This is a genomic window from Nocardioides exalbidus (genome assembly GCF_900105585.1).
In the GTDB taxonomy this organism is placed as follows: domain Bacteria; phylum Actinomycetota; class Actinomycetes; order Propionibacteriales; family Nocardioidaceae; genus Nocardioides; species Nocardioides exalbidus.
In genome coordinates this window covers 142,142-157,449 of the sequence record NZ_FNRT01000002.1, presented here as the reverse complement: position 1 = coordinate 157,449, position 15,308 = coordinate 142,142, and the positions used below count along the sequence as shown (strand labels likewise).

Annotated in this window: 17 protein-coding genes and 1 riboswitch; of the genes, 13 read left to right on the top strand and 4 right to left on the bottom strand. The window is 70.7% G+C overall.

The window, feature by feature from the left end; genetic code table 11:
- The first annotated feature begins 30 nt into the window (after nt 1-30).
- From BLV76_RS01195 to BLV76_RS01175, 5 genes are all read left to right on the top strand, one after another.
- Nucleotides 31-213 (top strand): hypothetical protein, encoded by a 183-nt coding sequence (locus tag BLV76_RS01195; protein WP_090967487.1) that lies wholly within the window; start codon nt 31-33, stop codon nt 211-213.
- Nucleotides 214-305: 92 nt separating this feature from the next.
- On the top strand, nt 306-1,739 hold the full coding sequence (locus BLV76_RS01190) for an Rv1352/Rv1906c domain-containing protein (RefSeq protein ID WP_090967486.1): 1,434 nt from the start codon (nt 306-308) through the stop codon (nt 1,737-1,739).
- Nucleotides 1,740-1,954: 215 nt separating this feature from the next.
- Entirely contained in the window at nt 1,955-2,443 is a 489-nt protein-coding gene (locus tag BLV76_RS01185) for a hypothetical protein (protein WP_139306424.1), read from the top strand.
- Nucleotides 2,443-3,042 carry a hypothetical protein gene (locus BLV76_RS01180; protein ID WP_090967484.1) on the top strand — a complete coding sequence of 200 codons (600 nt, stop codon included), beginning with the start codon at nt 2,443-2,445 and terminating at the stop codon, nt 3,040-3,042. Before BLV76_RS01185 ends, BLV76_RS01180 begins: the two co-directional genes overlap by 1 nt.
- A 329-nt stretch (nt 3,043-3,371) precedes the next feature.
- Nucleotides 3,372-4,880, top strand: a complete 1,509-nt coding sequence (locus tag BLV76_RS01175; RefSeq protein ID WP_090967483.1) for a hypothetical protein — start codon at nt 3,372-3,374, stop codon at nt 4,878-4,880.
- A gap of 99 nt (nt 4,881-4,979) precedes the next feature.
- On the opposite strand, the gene BLV76_RS01170 is transcribed toward BLV76_RS01175, so the two are convergent.
- Entirely contained in the window at nt 4,980-5,870 is an 891-nt protein-coding gene (locus tag BLV76_RS01170; protein WP_090967482.1) for a cobalamin-binding protein, read from the bottom strand.
- Nucleotides 5,871-5,884: 14 nt separating this feature from the next.
- A complete protein-coding gene (locus BLV76_RS01165) occupies nt 5,885-6,400 on the bottom strand; it encodes a putative immunity protein (protein ID WP_090967481.1) in 516 nt (171 codons plus the stop codon).
- 69 nt (nt 6,401-6,469) lie between these two features.
- Between BLV76_RS01165 and uvrA the strand changes: the two genes are divergently transcribed.
- Together uvrA and BLV76_RS01155 are read left to right on the top strand one after the other, a co-directional pair.
- A complete protein-coding gene (gene uvrA / locus BLV76_RS01160; RefSeq protein WP_090967480.1) occupies nt 6,470-8,950 on the top strand; it encodes an excinuclease ABC subunit UvrA in 2,481 nt (826 codons plus the stop codon).
- Nucleotides 8,951-8,976: 26 nt separating this feature from the next.
- Nucleotides 8,977-9,390, top strand: coding sequence for an HIT family protein (locus BLV76_RS01155; protein ID WP_090967479.1), 414 nt, complete (start codon nt 8,977-8,979; stop codon nt 9,388-9,390).
- 9 nt (nt 9,391-9,399) lie between these two features.
- Here the strand turns inward: BLV76_RS01155 and BLV76_RS01150 are convergent, their stop codons facing one another.
- Nucleotides 9,400-10,470 (bottom strand): phosphatase PAP2 family protein, encoded by a 1,071-nt coding sequence (locus tag BLV76_RS01150; protein WP_139306423.1) that lies wholly within the window; start codon nt 10,468-10,470, stop codon nt 9,400-9,402.
- 119 nt (nt 10,471-10,589) lie between these two features.
- Here BLV76_RS01150 and BLV76_RS01145 point away from each other — a divergent pair, with 119 nt between their 5' ends.
- The 4 genes from BLV76_RS01145 to BLV76_RS01130 all read left to right on the top strand — a co-directional run bounded on the left by BLV76_RS01145 (nt 10,590) and on the right by BLV76_RS01130 (nt 13,375).
- Nucleotides 10,590-11,357: an SDR family NAD(P)-dependent oxidoreductase gene (locus BLV76_RS01145; RefSeq protein WP_090967477.1), complete on the top strand. Its 768-nt coding sequence runs from the start codon at nt 10,590-10,592 to the stop codon at nt 11,355-11,357.
- 180 nt (nt 11,358-11,537) lie between these two features.
- Nucleotides 11,538-11,682: riboswitch (cyclic di-AMP (ydaO/yuaA leader) on the top strand.
- 3 nt (nt 11,683-11,685) lie between these two features.
- On the top strand, nt 11,686-12,258 hold the full coding sequence (locus BLV76_RS01140; protein WP_090967476.1) for a C40 family peptidase: 573 nt from the start codon (nt 11,686-11,688) through the stop codon (nt 12,256-12,258).
- 95 nt (nt 12,259-12,353) lie between these two features.
- Nucleotides 12,354-13,010: a DUF3048 N-terminal domain-containing protein gene (locus tag BLV76_RS01135; RefSeq protein WP_175539517.1), complete on the top strand. Its 657-nt coding sequence runs from the start codon at nt 12,354-12,356 to the stop codon at nt 13,008-13,010.
- On the top strand, nt 12,962-13,375 hold the full coding sequence (locus tag BLV76_RS01130) for a DUF3048 C-terminal domain-containing protein (protein ID WP_175539516.1): 414 nt from the start codon (nt 12,962-12,964) through the stop codon (nt 13,373-13,375). The genes BLV76_RS01135 and BLV76_RS01130 overlap by 49 nt, the downstream gene beginning before the upstream one ends.
- Here the strand turns inward: BLV76_RS01130 and BLV76_RS01125 are convergent.
- Nucleotides 13,359-13,979: a TetR/AcrR family transcriptional regulator gene (locus BLV76_RS01125; RefSeq protein WP_090967474.1), complete on the bottom strand. Its 621-nt coding sequence runs from the start codon at nt 13,977-13,979 to the stop codon at nt 13,359-13,361. The two genes, BLV76_RS01130 and BLV76_RS01125, sit on opposite strands and share 17 nt — an antisense overlap.
- 139 nt (nt 13,980-14,118) lie before the next feature.
- On the opposite strand from BLV76_RS01125, the gene BLV76_RS01120 reads away from it, so the two are divergent.
- Both BLV76_RS01120 and BLV76_RS01115 read left to right on the top strand, forming a co-directional pair.
- The gene (locus BLV76_RS01120; protein WP_090967473.1) at nt 14,119-14,697 is read left to right on the top strand and encodes a hypothetical protein; all 579 of its coding nucleotides are present in this window, start codon (nt 14,119-14,121) and stop codon (nt 14,695-14,697) included.
- A 48-nt stretch (nt 14,698-14,745) separates the two neighbouring features.
- The gene (locus BLV76_RS01115; RefSeq protein ID WP_090972168.1) at nt 14,746-15,300 is read left to right on the top strand and encodes a YqgE/AlgH family protein; all 555 of its coding nucleotides are present in this window, start codon (nt 14,746-14,748) and stop codon (nt 15,298-15,300) included.
- The last annotated feature ends 8 nt before the right edge of the window (nt 15,301-15,308 follow it).

Here is a 15,308-nt window from a genome sequence, read left to right as displayed (position 1 = left end):
ATTAGGGTGCCGCGAGTGAATGGGGGATCGATGCGCACGAGCGATGAGTCTGGCTCGGCACTGTCGGCGGATCAGTCCGTCGAGCGTGCCGTCAATTACCAGTTCCTGACCGTCAACGTCATCCGTGGCCGTGAGACGGCCGCGAGGACGAAGCACGAAAGTGAAGGCTGGGAGTTCGTCAGTCAGACACCGGGGATTTTGGGTCAGAACTGACGTTCCGCAAGCCCAAGCCGAAGGCATTTGGCGCATACGTCGCCCAGGGGTATGCAGCCTTCCGCCGACTCGAGCCGACAACGCAGAAGCGAGTGCTCGCGGGCGTTGGCGGCGTGGTTGGTGTTCTAGTCCTGTGGGGCACGTTGTCCGCAGCGTTCGGGGGTGACGGCGAGAAGCCCGAGGCTTCCAAGCCAGCAGCCGCGCATGGCGAGAAGCCAACGGCAACCGCGGAGCCCACTGAAGACCAGTCTGGCGAGCCGTCAGAGGAATCCGCCGGGGAACCAGAGGCATCGGAGACCTCTGAGGTCGATTCGTACACCTACGAGGGACCAAAGTACGAGACCGTCATCACTGAGAGAACACTGGGCCCGGGAAAGCCAACTCAGTACTGGGTGCTCACGGCGGCCAAGTTCAACTTTGCCCACGATGGTTACAAGGACCAGGTCAAACTCATCCTTGCCGACCTTGCCCGCGACCATGGCTCGGCCGATTTCATCGCCAACGTGGTGACCAACAAGGAGATCGCGCTCGCGGAGTCGATCACCACGTCACTCGACTTCTCGGCTGAGCGTGGCGACGACTACGTGACCAACACAATCCTGCCGCTCGAGGAGATGGGGTGGGCCGCCAACTACACCGGTGGGGCCGACCCTGTTTCCGGAGAACCGAGCGACGATCCGTCGGCGTACGAGATTCTCTGGCGTCCATACGCGGACGGTGAGCTCGAGACGTGGCAGCCCGTCGTCTCGACTTCCCCGGACGCGACCGAGGCACCTTCTGCATCGGAGCCCTCCGCAGAGCCCGCGTCCGATGCCGGCGAGGAGGCCGAGCCGGTTGGACCGCTTCTCAAGGTTGAATGCGTCGATCCGAACAACCTGGATTCAGTCGTCGCATTCCCCATCAGTCGGTCTAATCCCGATTTCAGCGAGGCATGGACAACTCCGATCCCTGTCGACAAGAAGCTCGACTTTTCGATGTGCTCTGAGGCGGACACGGGGGTCTACGGCGGCGGACCCAAACTCACACCCGTCACTGCCGTCGAGCAGACGATCTGGAACAGCGCCAAGGGCAACAGCATCTACAAGAGGCAGCGTTCAACGCTGACCAATGTGTACGTTCAGTGCGTCGAGCACGACACGCCTGCCCTCTTGAAGGACTACCCGAGCGCGCCCAACCTCGTCGAAGAAGCCCGCAACATGCTCCTCCTGTGTCCCGATCACCCGAACGCCGCAGCCATCAAGAAGCGCATCGTGGTTCAAGCGGGCTTCGGACAGCAGATCGCCAACGGAGAGACCATCCGCGGTGACGACACCTTTGTCGTGGGTCAGGACGTTGAGCCAGGCACGTACCGAACCTTCACCGCCGGTGGAGTGTTCTCGTGCATCTGGTCGCGGCGTAACGCGTCCGACCTCCCGATCGCCCAAGGTGGCGCGAACCAGGGGCGGGCGCATGAAATCACCGTCACGATCGCCCCGAGCGACTACTCGTTTTACACGGAGGGTTGCGGCGTCTGGTTCCGGCTTTAGCAGTGCTTTCACACGCCGACGGGGACACGAGGCCGCGCACTCATGCGGCGTCGGTCCGTGGTCATGCCGAGCGCAGGAGGTCACGAGTCAAGGCCGCGCGCGACGGGCTTCGGTGGCGCCAGATTACGAGTGACGTCGCTTGACGTCAGACATGTCCCGTGACAGGATTCTCGTGTGACGTCATCCGACGTCACACGAAGATGCGGAGACAGCGCATGACAACTTGGACCACGGACACCGTGCTACTGCCGGTCCCGCTGAAACTGGCGCATCGCGTCGCGGCGTTTCTGGAGAGCCTCGAGGGCGAGAATGAGACGCCGGCGGCGCGCGGCGACGTCGGTACTGTTTCCGATGCTGACGCTGACGCGACGGTGTTGGTGCCCGACCAGGGGCTCTGGACAGAGGGCATGGTCCGGCAACTCGCTGACGGCCTCACTTACCCGGGCGTGACCGCACTTCTGGATCGTTGTGCCGCGGAGCCCGACCGGTGGGTGGTGAAATCGGACGTCGAGCAAGCGGGCGGCATCAGCCCGATTCAGCTTCGTAATGAGCTTGGCGCGCTGAGCAAGCTCACCAAGCGCTTGTTCGGGGGAGCAGCGACCTGGCCCATGCAGTGGCGCAAGGGCAAGGGCAAGTACTACTACCGGATGCCCGCCGCGGTCGCCGAATGGTGGCTGGCTGCGCGAGCAGGGAGTGAGGCTTGATGAACCGCCAGTACTGCCACTTTCACGCTGACGACGACATTGCCGGGGTTCGGCTCAACGACGAAGGTGGCTACACCTTCACGTGTGAGCACACCAGCGGGCACCCTCAACCCGGCTCCTACACCTGGCTCCAAGCCCCCGAGCCACCCGATTTCCCCGGGCTGTCGGGCCTTGCGGATGAGCTCGGGCTGCAAGTGGAGCTTCCTGCCGCCATCGCACGGAACTCAGGGCGCTGGGTCGAGTACGGGGTGGTTGAGGCCGCCTATGCCGAAGCAAACCCGGTGGACTTCGCGCGTCTGGTCGAGCGCTACGGCCACACCGCCATCAAGGCGAAGAACTACACCGCATCCGCCTTCATCGCTGCGACCCTGGGTCGCCTGAGCCGAAGTGGAGACGTGCTGTTCCACGCCGGCCCAGCAACAGGCCGCTGGGACTACAACCAGCAGATCTCTTGGTGGGCCCTAGCTCCTGATCCCGACTGGGCGACTCGGACCAGCTGGCAAAGCCTCGAGATGCCGATGACGTACGTGCCCGGAGCCACAGAGATCTGTCCCAAGGGTTGGTGCACGAAGACGGACCCGGCCCAGTGTCCTCACTGATGGGTGCTGATTCCGAGACCCGTGGGTGCAACCGCCGGGCGCTCTTCGCGAAATCCAACCCCTGACCTGCACCTTCAGGAATCCACGAACACCCCACTCACCTCTGGCCGACGTGTGCCTGCGCACGAGCGCAGGCCACGTCGGTTCGTCATCTGTGCCGCGCTCCGCGCGGCGGACGGGGGCTTCGCCACCCGCACCCCCTGTTCCGAGGGCCTGTCCGTGTGAGCGGGCGCTTCGCCACCCGCACCCCCTGCTCCGAAGGCCTGCCTCGGGCCACCAACCCGTCGATTCGGCGACCGGGGGAGCACCGAGGCCCCTACGCTCCGAGCATGAAGCCCCTCTCGGCCGCGCTGGCCACGGTCCTCACAGCAGTGCTGGCGGTCGTCGTCCTGGTGTCACCGCCCGCGCAGGCCGGGACCGCGTCCACCCTGGGCGTCGGGTCCTCGCCGTCGATCTACGTCGACCCGGCGACCGGCACGGCCCACGTGGTGTGGATCAACACGGCCGACCACACGCTCACCTACTGCCGCGTCCCACGGGGCGCGACGTCGTGCTCGGTCACGACCAGCCTCCCGGCTCCGGCGGGCGGGCCCATCGGCTTCCCAGCGCGAGCGACCATCCTGCGCACGTCCCCGTCGTCGCTCGCCGTCGTCATGGCGATCCCCGAGACGGACAAGACCTACAGCTGGGTGTCGTCCAACGGTGATGGCGCCTGGCTGCAGGCCGGGGTGCACGGCTCCGTCGGGCAGCAGGTGGCCGCCGGACCGGCGTTCTACAACCCGGTGGGCTGGAAGGGGTTCGTCCTGGGTGCCGGTGGCCGGGTGTGGCGGACCATGGGCACCGACGACGCCTCGTCCACCACGCACGCGACCCTGACCGGCGGCGGCGTCATCGACTTCCAGGTCGCCCCGCTCCCGACCGGCAACCAGACCATCGCCGTCGGCAACGACGGCACGACCGCGACGCTGTGGCGCACGCCGACCGGCAGCGACCCCCGGAACCAGGCGGGATGGGGACCGGCGACCGCTCTCGGTGCCATGAGCAACACCCGCCTCGGCCACGGCCCCAGCGGCGTCTACCTGTTCGGCAGCAGCGCCGCGGGACAGGTCGTGCGGAAGTGGGACCAGGCCTCGACGTCGTTCGGGCCACCGACGGTGGTCGCCAACGAGGCGGGCCACGTCAACGACGTCACGGTCGGACCCTCGGGAGCGGTCGCGGCCATCTGGCGACGCAACGAGGCCGCGGGTGGCAACCGGCTGCAGCTTGCCCTCTCGCCCGACGGCACGTCGTACGGCGTCACCACGATCGCCCGCGAGGACAGCGCGATGGCCGACATGGAGGTCGCCCTCTCCGACAACGGCGGCTTCGCGGTCTGGGAGGGAGCGACCACCGGCGCCACCTCGCAGATCCGGATCGCGGACCTGTCGACGGTGCCCGATCCTGTCCCGCCGCCGACCACGCCGACCACGACACCCATCACGCCGACGCCCACGACGCCGACAGCGGCCACCAGGACCGTCACGGCGAAGGTCGCCGGCGGCACCGTCTCGCTCACCGTGCCCAACCTCTGCGTCCCGCCCGGCACGAAGCTGGTCGCGAAGGTGGACGGCAAGAAGGGCGCAGGGAGGAAGGCCACGTTCAAGAAGGTCGTCCGTGTGGACTTCTTCTCCGGCAAGCTCCTGAAGAAAGACAGGTCGGCGCCCTTCACGCAGACGCTCCGGATCCCGAGGCCGAAGGCGGGCGCGACCTACACGGTCACGGCGAAGGTGCACGTCTCGGTCACTCGGGGAAAGGCGGCGACGAAGAAGATCGCCGCCACGGTGACGACCTGCGGCTGATCGAGGCCCGGCCGGCTGCCCGACGGTGGAGCCAGCCGCCCGACCTACGGGCCGCCGGCTCCACTGTTGCCCGATCGCGCGCGCACACGGTCGCGAGCACTACGGACGCAGGCGAAGGTGCTCGTCGACCCCCGTCGCTGACCCGTCCACGGCATCGGGGTGCAGGATCCCGGCCAGCACCTCGACGCCCTCGACGAGCCGCGGACCCGGCCGGGCGAAGAGCCCGTCGGCGTCCACGGCCCACACGGGCGTGCCGGGGAAGCGCTGTCGTACGTCCTCGGCCAGCGCCGCGCTGCCCTCGACGTCGTACCCGCACGGGGCGCACACCACGACGTCCGGTCGTGACGCGACGGCGTCGTCCCACGTGATCCGGCTCGAGCGGGCGCCCGCGACGCCGAGCGACGGCACGCCGCCCGCGAGGTCGACCATCTCCGGGATCCAGTGGCCGGGGGAGAAGGGCGGTTCGGTCCACTCCAGCACCAGCACGCGGGGACGCTCGCGGCCCGCGACCCGGTCGGCCACCGCTGCCAGGCGGGCGCGGAAAAATGCGATCACCGCCTCCGCCTCCGCGGTGCGGCCGGTGAGGCGCCCGACCTCCGTGATGGTGCCGAGCACGTCGTCGATGGTGTGGGGGTCGAGCGTCGCCACCTCGGCGCGGCAGCCGAGGTGGGACAGCGCCTCGTCGACGGTGTCGACGTCGATCGCGCACACCGCGCAGAGGTCCTGGGTCACGACCAGGTCGGCGTCGACCTCGGCGAGGGCGCCCGCGTCGAGCCGGTAGAGGTTCTCGCCGGCATGCACGGCGGCGGCGACGAAGTCGTCGATCTCCTTCGGCGCCAGGCCCTCCGGCATCGCCGACGTCGACACGATGCGACGCTCACGGGCCTCCGGCGGGTGGTCGCACTCGAAGGTCACCGCGACCACGTCGTCACCCGCACCGACCGCGAACAGGATCTCGGTGGCCGACGGGATGAGCGAGACGATGCGCATCCCTCGACCGTAGGTCAGTCGTCGAAGACGTTCCAGCAGATGTCGCTGCGACGCTGCTGGTCCTCGAGCACGAGGTCGCGGACGTCGGCCGGCAACCGGTCGCGCTGCCACGCGCGCTCCGCGAGCCTGGTCGACTCCGCGGCGTCGGCCGGCGCCGCGGCCACCGCGGCCCTGATGGCGTACGCCGCCGCCCCCAGGTCGTGCTCGGCCACGTGCGCCACGACGGCGGCCTGCCCGGCGGCGTACGCCGCGAAGCGCGGGGCGCCGACCAGCTCGCGGGCGGCTCCCATCGCGTGCCCGCCGACGGCACGGGTCGCCATCATCGGAGCCTCGCCGCGGGCCCAGCGGCGCGTCGCCCCGATCGCGTCCCGCGGTCGCGCGTCAGACGGCTGCGCGGTCTCGAAGTGGTCCAGCACGTGCTCGGCGCACGCGGCCGCCCACAGGGCGAGGAGCCGGTGGTGGTCGTCGGTCAGGCTCCCGCCGCGACGGATCGTGACCAGTCGGGGATCACGGACCTGAGGCAGGATCATGGGAGGGACGCTATCGCCGGAGAGACACCGGGTGTCGCCGCGCAGACCCCGGGCGAGTAGGAATGGCAGGTGACCCACGACCCGACGGACCGCTTCGTCCACGTGCGGGGAGCCAGCGAGAACAACCTCCGCGACGTCGACCTGGACCTCCCCCGCGATGCGATGGTGGCCTTCACCGGCGTGTCGGGATCCGGCAAGTCCTCCCTCGCCTTCGGCACCCTCTACGCCGAGGCCCAGCGGCGCTACTTCGAGTCCGTCGCCCCCTACGCCCGCCGGCTGCTGCAGCAGGTCGGTGCACCGCACGTCCGGGAGATCACCGGGCTGCCGCCGGCGGTGGCCCTGCAGCAGCGTCGCGGCGCGCCGAGCTCGCGGTCCACGGTCGGCACGCTGACGACGCTGTCCAACCTCCTCCGCATCCTCTACTCCCGTGCCGGCACCTATCCCGAGGGAGCGCCGCCGCTGGCCGCCGAGGCCTTCTCGCCGAACACGGTGGCTGGCGCGTGCCCCACCTGCCACGGGCTGGGGGAGGCCCACGACGTCGCCGAGGACCTCCTCGTGCCCGACGAGTCGCTGAGCATCCGCGACGGTGCGATCGCTGCGTGGCCGGGCGCCTGGCAGGGCAAGAACCTGCTGCGGGTGACCAAGGCGGTCGGCATCGACGTCGACGTGCCGTGGCGCGAGCTGGACCGGAAGGACCGGGACTGGTTGCTCTACACCGACGAGCAGCCGCGGGTGCTCATCGACCGACGCGGGGAGGCCGACGACACCACCGGCCGCGACTACCACGGAACCTTCTGGAGCGCTCGCAAGCACGTGCGCCACACGCTGGCCGACACCAAGAGCCAGATGATGCGGGACAAGGCGATGCGCTTCGTGCGCAGCACCGTCTGCCCGGTCTGCCACGGCACCGGTCTGCAGCCGGAGTCGCTGGCGGTCACCTTCCGTGGGCTGAGCATCGCCGAGACGAGTGCGCTCACGTTCGCCGAGCTGGCCACGTTCCTCCGCCCGGAGAGCGAGGACGGCGAGGGCGAGGTGGCGAGGCGCCTCACCCAGGACATCGTGGAGCGCGTCGAGGTCCTCCTGGACCTGGGCCTGGGCTACCTCGCGCTCGGTCGGAGCTCGACGACGCTCTCGCCGGGCGAGGCCCAGCGGCTCCGGATCGCCACCCAGCTGCGCTCGGGGCTGTTCGGCGTCGTCTACGTCCTCGACGAGCCGTCAGCCGGTCTGCACCCGGCCGACGCCGAGCCCCTGCTCGACGTGCTCGACCGCCTGAAGGACTCGGGGAACTCGCTCTTCGTCGTGGAGCACGACCTCGACGTCGTACGCCGTGCCGACTGGATCGTCGACATCGGCCCGGGAGCCGGTGAGGCCGGGGGACAGGTCCTCTACTCCGGGCCGGTCGCCGGCCTCGAGGAGGTCGGGGACTCGGTCACCGGGGCGCACCTCTTCGGTCGCGTCGCACCCCTCGAGCGCCACGGACGCACCCCGCACGGCTGGCTGCACCTGCACGGCGTCAGCCGGCACAACCTGACCGACCTGTCCGTCGACCTCCCGCTCTGCGTGCTGACCGCGGTCACCGGGGTCTCCGGCTCGGGCAAGTCCACCCTCGTCACGCAGGTGCTCGCCGAGCTCGTGCGGCGCCACCTCGGGCAGGCGCCGGACGACGCCGAGGACAGCGAGCTCGAGATCGACGTCCACGACGTGACGGGCCTGGAGTCGTTCGACCGCCTCGTGCGCGTCGACCAGCGCCCCATCGGCCGCACCCCGCGGTCCAACCTCGCGACCTACACCGGCCTCTTCGACGCGGTCCGCAAGGTCTTCGCCGCGACACCCGAGGCGATGGCGCGCGGCTACGGCGTCGGCCGGTTCTCCTTCAACGTCGCCGAAGGTCGCTGCGAGACCTGCCAGGGGGAGGGCTTCGTCTCGGTCGAGCTGCTCTTCCTGCCCGGCACCTACGCACCGTGCCCGACGTGCCGCGGGGCCCGCTACAACGCCGAGACCCTCGAGATCACCTGGCACGGCCTGACCATCGCCGACGTCCTCGACCTGACCGTGGAGCAGGCGGTCGACGTCCTGGCCGGGACGCCGGCGGCCGCCCGCAGCCTCCAGACCCTGCGCGAGGTCGGGCTCGGCTACCTGCGCCTGGGGCAGCCGGCCACCGAGCTCAGCGGCGGCGAGGCGCAGCGCATCAAGCTCGCGACCGAGCTGCAACGCGCCCGTCGTGGTCACGCCCTCTACCTGCTCGACGAACCCACCGCAGGCCTGCACCCCGCCGACATCGCGCTGCTGCTGCGCCAGCTGCACCGACTCGTCGACGCCGGCAACACCGTGGTGCTCGTGGAGCACGACCTGGACACCATCGCCACCGCCGACTGGGTCATCGACCTCGGCCCGGGAGGTGGCGACCAGGGCGGTCGGGTGGTGGCCACGGGGACGCCGGCCGACATCGCGGGCACGGCGGGCAGCGCGACCGCGCCGTACCTGGCCCGCCACCTGCACCGGCAACCGGCCCGGCAACCGGCCCGTCAACCGGACCGGCGCGGGTCGTGACAGGCCGTGGCGGGCACACTGGTCCGGTGGCCGACTGCGTGTTCTGCCGGATCGTCGCCGGTGACCTCCCCGGTCACGTCGTGCTCGAGACCGACGACTTCATGGCGTTCCTCGACACCCGCCCGGTGTTCAAGGGGCACGTCCTGCTGGTGCCGCGCGTGCACGTCGAGACCCTGCCCGAGCTGCCCGAGGAGCTCGGGGCCGGGTTCGTCAGGGCCTCCCAGCGGCTGGCGACCGCGGTGATGGAGGGGCTCGGCGCGCAGGGGTCGTTCGTGGCGATCAACAACACGGTGAGCCAGTCGGTCCCGCACCTGCACCTGCACGTCGTGCCCCGGACGAAGGGCGACGGCCTGCGCGGCTTCTTCTGGCCCCGCACGAAGTACGCCGACGGGGAGGCCGAGGACCACGCCGAGCGGCTGCGCGCGGCGCTGGACGCCTAGCGGCGGAGGTCAGTCGACCTGGGTGTCGAGCGGACGGACCTCGACGCGGGCGGACTCGTCGAGTGCCGCGCGGAACGTCCAGGGCTCGGCACGCCGTCGGAGCGGGTTGCCGGTCGCCACCGCGGCGATCACGAAGGCAGCGGCGCCGACGACGACGCCCGCCAGGACGTCGACGAAGAAGTGCCAGCCGAGGTAGACCGTGGCCACCATCGTCAGCCCGAGGAAGACCCAGGCCACGGCACGCAAGACCACGGGGAGGCGCATGGCCTCCGCCACCAGGCAGAGGGTGACCATCACCGCGACGTGGAGCGAGGCGAACGCGGCGATCGTCTGGACCGTGTGCGTGTCCCACGGTCCGGCGAGGACCTCGATGCGGTCGGAGAGGAGCGTGTCGCGCACGGCGGTGTTGGGCGTCCGTGCGAGGGAGGCGAACCACTCGGGGGAGGAGTACGTCGGCCCCAACGAGGGGACCGCGTAGTAGAGGATCGCGCCCAGGCACCAGTCCACCGAGATCGCGGTGACGTACCAGGCGCCGTAGACGGACCGGCGCGTCCAGACGAGCGCGACGGCCAGGCTGGCGGGCACGAGCCCGATCCAGATCAGGTAGACCGCGGCCACGACCCAGTTGGCCCAGGTCGTGCCGAGCACGTCGTGGAGGACGACGGCCGGGTCGTGGCCGAGCCACAGCAGCCGGTCGATCCTGGCCAGCTCCGGGTCGGCGAGGCGGTCGGTGACGAAGGGGACGTAGCTCTTGAGGTTGCGGAACGCCACGTAGGCGACGTACCAGGTCACCAGTCCGCTCAGCGTGAAGCGGATCTGGTCGCGGTTCCACCGCTCGACGGCCACGACCCGCAGGGTGGTCGACCCCGGGGATCCGGAGCGCCACGCCAGCAGCGCCCACCGGGCGAGGATGTCCAGGACGATCGCGGAGCCCACGATCACCGGGAGGCGGAACCACGTCGGCAGGTTGGCCCCGTCGGGGTCACGGATGGGCAGGTGGTGCTCCCACGCCACCAGCACCGCGGCGAGGGCCATCGCCGCCGCCACGACCCCAGCGGCCCTGAATTCCCCTCGACGCACCTGCACACCGTAGCCATGTCCGCGCACGGACGGGTGCGGAGACGTCCTCGGGAGGGGTGGTGGACCCGCCGGTCTAGGGTGACAGTCGCACTGTCATCCACGCGTCAGGAGTCATCGAGATGGGTCGTTTCGACCACCGCGTCGCCGTCGTCACCGGAGCCGCCCGGGGCATCGGGTTCGGCATCGCCCAGCGCTTCGCGAGCGAGGGCGCCTCGATCGCGATCCTCGACCTCGACGAGGCCGCCGCCCAGGACGCTGCCGGCCGGCTGGAGCTGACCGAGGGAGCGCGCGCCGTCGGCATCGGCTGCGACGTCGTCGACTCCGCAGCGGCGGAGACGGCTGTCCAGCGCGTGGTCGACGAGCTCGGCGGCATCCACGTCCTCGTCAACAACGCCGGCATCACCCGCGACAACCTGCTGTTCAAGATGACCGAGGACGACTGGGACCTCGTCATGGGCGTCCACCTCAAGGGCGTCTTCAACATGACCAAGTCCGCCCAGTCGCGATTCGTGGAGCAGAAGTACGGCAAGATCCTCAACCTCTCGAGCGTCTCGGCGCTCGGCAACCGCGGCCAGGCCAACTACTCGGCCGCCAAGATGGGCATCCAGGGGCTGACCCGCACGCTGGGCATCGAGCTCGGCCCCTACGGCATCACCGCCAACGCCATCGCGCCCGGCTTCATCGTCACCGAGATGACCGACGCGACCGCTCGCCGCCTCAAGATGGAGCCCGAGGAGCTGCAGCGCCTCAACGCCGAGGCCACGCCCGTACGACGCGTCGGCCAGCCCGAGGACATCGCCGCCGCGGCCGCGTTCCTCTGCAGCGACGATGCGTCCTTCATCACAGGACAGACGCTCTACGTCGACGGAGGACGCAAGCTCGGCTGAGCGTGAAGTCGAGTGGACCACTCGACTTTGAGTGAGGTACGTCACGGCCCGGTGCCGCCAGCGAGGCGGCGCCGGGCCGTGGTCGGTTTGCGGCCGTCGGGACGGTCTGTCACGTTGTTTCGCGGCCTTCGTGGCCGAACCGCCCCGGACAACGCCGAGTCCTGCCCGGCCGGGGCGTCCCCCGAGAACACGTCGAGGGCAGGAGTGGGGGACCCACAGGTTCCACGCCGACACGCGTCGGCTCGGGGCGAAGCCACCGCCGGTGGCAGGGCACTTTCCAGCCCTAGCCCGACAGCTCACCTCACAGGCGTGGGAAGGAACGACACTCATGCCTGCGATCTCTCGTACGGCCCGAGCCGGTGCGCTCGCGCTCGCCGGACTCGGCCTCACTGCATCGACGATGGTGGCCCTCCCGGCCACTGCTGCCCCCACGGGCACCGACGCGAGCCCGCTCGTCGTCGCGAAGGACAAGCACCACCAGTCCGCGAAGGACCGGAAGGAGAAGCGCGAGCGCCGGGCGGCCGAGCGGCTCGACACCCGCGTCCTCGGCGCCCTCGGCACCGCGATGCGCCAGCGCGGCGACGCCTATTCCTACGGGGCAGCCGGCCCGAACGCCTTCGACTGCTCCGGCCTCGTCTACTACAGCTACCGCCGTGCGGGCTTCCCCGTGCCGCGCACGTCCGGCGCCCAGGCCGGCTACACCTCGCGCGTCGCGAAGCGCGACATGCGCCCCGGCGACCTGATGTTCTTCCACGGCTCCGGCGGGGTCTACCACGCCGCGGTCTTCCTGCGCTGGGTGCGCGGGCACGCGCTGATGGTCCACGCGCCCGGCTCCGGCCAGCGGGTCCAGGTGGCCGTGCCGTGGACGTCGTCGTGGTTCGGCGGGACCTTGCGCCGCTGACCTACCTTTTGTGGCGCGCCTACCCCGAACGGGGTAGGCGCGCCACCACACTTTCCACGAGATCACCCGCATTCCCCGTTCGATCGGAGCCCCCCGTGCGTCACCGCCCCCACCTCACCTCGTCCCGAGCAGTGGTCGCCACGCTCGTCGCCGCCTCGCTCCTCCTCGCGGGCTGCGCCGGCGGGTCGGACGAGGAGGAGCCGAGCGACGCCTCGTCCTCCGAGCCGAGCCCGTCCGCGACGAGCGAGCCGCCGGAGCCGACGTACTGGCCGCTGACCGGCCTCGAGCGCACGGGCAAGGCGCCGAAGCACCCGGTGATCGTGACGAAGGTCGACAACACCTCCTCCAGCGCGCCGCAGGTCGGCCTGGGCTCGGCGGACCTCGTGGTCGAGGAGCTCGTCGAGGGCGGCTACACCCGCCTGGCGGCGTTCTACTACTCCCAGGTCCCGGCCGACATCGGTCCGGTCCGCTCGATGCGCGCCAGCGACATCAGCATCGTGCCCGAGGGCGCGACCGTGGTGACCAGCGGCGCCGCGCAGATCACGATCAACCGCATCAACGCCGCTGGGATCCCGTGGATCACCGAGGGTGCGGCGGGCGTCTACCGCGACAGCTCGCGCTCCGCGCCCTACAACCTCTTCGCCCACCTGTCGGAGATCTCGAAGCGCCTCACCACGAAGGACGAGCCGCCGGCCTACCTCCCGTGGGGCACCGAGGCCGACCTCCCCAAGGGGGCAAGGCGACGTCCCTGACCGCCGACTTCGGCAACCACTCCACCTCGTGGCAGTACCAGGGCGGCACCTACGTCAACACCAACTCCTACGCCGCGCAGGGCGACCAGTTCCCGGCCGACTCCGTGCTCGTGATGCGGGTCAAGGTCGGCGACGCGGGCTACCGCGACCCCGCCGGCTACCCGGTCCCGGAGACCAAGTTCGAGGGCACCGGCGCCGCGCTGCTCTTCCACGGCGGCCGGGTCGTGCGCGGCACCTGGGAGAAGGACGGCCTGACCGGCACGATCCAGCTGTCCACGAAGGATGGCGAGCTCACCGTCCCGGCCGGGCACGTGTGGGTCGAGCTGGTGCCCGCCGTCAACGGCGACGTCACCTTCGCGAAGTAGCCCCGCTCTCCAGCAGCTGCTGGAGGCCGGCCATGATCAGGCCGATCGCGCCCTCGACCCGCGCCGCCGCGGCGGCCGGGTCTTCGCTCGCCGCCACCGACGTGCCGGCGGCCGACATCGCGCCGAAGAAGATCCGGGCGAAGGTGTCGAGCATCGCGTCGTCGAGCTCCCACGCGTCGTCGCCGAGCACCGAGCGCACGATCTCGTCGACGAGGGCGTACGTCGACCGCTCCTCCTGCTCGCGGTAGCGCTCGTGGCCCAGCACGGAGGGCCCGTCCGCGATGACGATCTGGCGGTAGCCGGGCTCCTGCACGGCCGCGAGGAACGCGCGCAGCCCGGCCTGCGACTTGGCCCACGGGTCGTCGTGCCCCGCGGTGGCCTCCGCGATGCCCGACGTCGCGCGCTGCTCGACCCGCTCGAAGGCGGCCTCGAAGACCGCCTGCTTGCCGCTGAAGTGGTGGTAGAGCGCGCCCTTGGTGACGTCGGCGCCGGCCACGATCGCATCGAGCGACGTGGCGGTGTAGCCGTGCTCGGTGAAGAGCTGCTCGGCGACGTCGACCAGCGCGCGCTTGGTCGACTCGGAGTAGCGCTGACGCCTGGTCATCGCCGTGTCGTCTCGTTCCGGGCTGTCTCCATCCGGCTCACCCTAGGTGAGCGGGCTCACCAGCGGGAGCCTTCGGCATGCCGTCGGTATCGGGCATACTGAAAGTACGTACCCACGGTATGTCACCAAGGAGACCGTCATGACCTGGACGTCCCACCACCAACGCGGAGACGTGCTCCGCGAGGTGATCGCCGCCGCCGACACCCGGCTGGCCGCCCACCCCGACACCCGTCGCCCCGCCCTGCCGACCGTGCCGCTTCCCATGGACGTGGCCGGCGTCGCCGAGACCTTCGGCGACGAGACCACCCTGCTCGGCGCGCTGCAGCTGCGCTGGCACACCCGCCTCGCCGGCCGCATCGAGCGCGAGCTCGCCGACCAGCCCCTCGACCTGGCCGAGGCGGTCACCCGCGCCTGGCGCTCGGCCGCCGCGGAGATGCCCGGCACCAGGGCGGTCATCGACCACCACCTGGCCCACCCGACCAGCCCCGAGATGGCCCGCACGAGCGCGATCGCCACGGCCAAGGAGCACGAGCTGCTCGCCCTGATGGCCGGCCACGCCAGCGCACCGGGCGTCGCTGCCCAGCGGGCGGGCCGGGAGATCGAGGCCGCCGCGCGGTCGTCGTACGACGCCGGGGATGCCGCTGTGGACGCGGCCGCGGACCACCGCGGGGGATCGCCGAGCCTCGTCCAGCGCCTCAAGGCGGTCCTGGCCGCCTGACGGACCGCGCGCTGACGACCGCGCCGGCCCCCTGCCATAGTGGACGCCATGGCGCTGTCCTCGGGAATGCTGCTGGTGGCGACGCCTGCCCTGCAGGACCCGAACTTCGCCGACACCGTCGTGCTGCTGCTCGACGTCAACGACGAGGGTGCGCTCGGCGTGGTGCTCAACCGGCCCTCGCAGGTGCTCGTGGCCGACGTGCTGGCGCCGTGGCGTGACGTGGTCGCGGAACCCGAGGTGCTCTTCCGGGGAGGCCCGGTCGGCCTCGACGGAGCCCTGGCGGTCGCACGGCTGCGCAACCCCCAGGACGCCCCGGTCGGCTGGCGACCGGTCGACGGCCGTGTCGGCATGGTCGACCTCGACACCCCGACCGAGCTGGTCGACGGCTCGGTGTCCGCGATGCGGGTCTTCGCCGGCTACGCCGGGTGGGGTGCGGGCCAGCTCGACGGCGAGGTCGAGCGCGGTGACTGGTACGTCGTCCACGCCGAGTCGGGCGACGCGTTCCGCCCCGACACGACCGGGCTCTGGCGCGACGTGATGCGCCGCCAGCCGGGCATGCTCGCGTGGCACGTGAACCGGCCCGTCGACCCCGACATGAACTGACCATCGCT

Excerpts from the sequence above, each read along its gene's own strand:
- BLV76_RS01120 (WP_090967473.1), top strand. The coding sequence starts at position 14,119 with ATGACCTGGACGTCCCACCACCAACGCGGAGACGTGCTCCGCGAGGTG.
- BLV76_RS01170 (WP_090967482.1), bottom strand. The coding sequence starts at position 5,870 with ATGCGCATCGTCTCGCTCATCCCGTCGGCCACCGAGATCCTGTTCGCG.
- BLV76_RS01125 (WP_090967474.1), bottom strand. The coding sequence starts at position 13,979 with ATGACCAGGCGTCAGCGCTACTCCGAGTCGACCAAGCGCGCGCTGGTC.
- BLV76_RS01115 (WP_090972168.1), top strand. The coding sequence starts at position 14,746 with ATGGCGCTGTCCTCGGGAATGCTGCTGGTGGCGACGCCTGCCCTGCAG.
- BLV76_RS01145 (WP_090967477.1), top strand. The coding sequence starts at position 10,590 with ATGGGTCGTTTCGACCACCGCGTCGCCGTCGTCACCGGAGCCGCCCGG.
- BLV76_RS01140 (WP_090967476.1), top strand. The coding sequence starts at position 11,686 with ATGCCTGCGATCTCTCGTACGGCCCGAGCCGGTGCGCTCGCGCTCGCC.
- BLV76_RS01165 (WP_090967481.1), bottom strand. The coding sequence starts at position 6,400 with ATGATCCTGCCTCAGGTCCGTGATCCCCGACTGGTCACGATCCGTCGC.
- BLV76_RS01180 (WP_090967484.1), top strand. The coding sequence starts at position 2,443 with ATGAACCGCCAGTACTGCCACTTTCACGCTGACGACGACATTGCCGGG.
- BLV76_RS01185 (WP_139306424.1), top strand. The coding sequence starts at position 1,955 with ATGACAACTTGGACCACGGACACCGTGCTACTGCCGGTCCCGCTGAAA.
- BLV76_RS01195 (WP_090967487.1), top strand. The coding sequence starts at position 31 with ATGCGCACGAGCGATGAGTCTGGCTCGGCACTGTCGGCGGATCAGTCC.
- BLV76_RS01175 (WP_090967483.1), top strand. The coding sequence starts at position 3,372 with ATGAAGCCCCTCTCGGCCGCGCTGGCCACGGTCCTCACAGCAGTGCTG.